Here is a 738-nt window from a genome sequence, read left to right as displayed (position 1 = left end):
TTCTCGCTTGTGTCTTTATCTGGCTGCCGCTGATTTGAATTCTATACAGCCCCTAGTTAACTACAGCAGTATTTGCTATGTGTTTGCCACGGCCAAAATGTAATCGATGTGTAAAATACAAAAAAAACGCCAAGCATAAACTTGGCGTTTTTTTAACGATTACACTAGGGCGTGTCCTCATTTTAAAAATGGTTATAAAAATGAGATAAATTGCAGTCAAACGAGGAAAATAGCGCAAATAATATCGGGATATTAATCAGCTATTTGACGATATTTAGCAAAATTTAGCCATTTTTAGCCCATTTAGATACAATCGCTTGAATTGAGTACACGCCCTAGCGTGAGAAGTAGCTATTTACCATATACACATAGATAAGCGCTTTCGACATCAATTTTAACGTTGAACTTCTGATTGGCTTCAACGGTAAATTGCTCGCCAGCATTAAAAGTCTGCCACTCATCGCTTTCTGGCAGCTTTACTGTTAATGCACCGCTGACTACACTCATGGTTTCAAACTCACTGGTGTCAAATTCATATTCACCAATCTCCATAACACCAACGGTCGCAGGCCTAGTAGCCGTTTGAAAGGCAATAGAAGTGACTTTATTATCAAAATAATGATTAACGCTTGGCATAATTTTCCTTAAACTATATTTATTTCAGAGAATAAACTAAATTTAGCGGTGGTGTTCTAAAAAGTATGCTGGCATCAGACGTAGCCATAATTGATGTAAAAG

At 37.3% G+C, this 738-nt stretch carries 1 protein-coding gene; it reads right to left on the bottom strand.

The annotated features are described in order from the left end of the window. Positions 1–351 precede the first annotated feature (351 nt). Positions 352–636 (bottom strand): pyrimidine/purine nucleoside phosphorylase, encoded by a 285-nt coding sequence (locus EI162_RS14405; RefSeq protein WP_192524978.1) that lies wholly within the window; start codon positions 634–636, stop codon positions 352–354. Positions 637–738: the final 102 nt, after the last annotated feature.

This window comes from Psychrobacter sp. FME6, from assembly GCF_014861365.1.
Taxonomy (GTDB): Bacteria; Pseudomonadota; Gammaproteobacteria; order Pseudomonadales; family Moraxellaceae; genus Psychrobacter.
The sequence above is the reverse complement of the archived record's forward strand: the minus strand, read 5'-3'. Positions and strand labels throughout refer to the sequence as shown.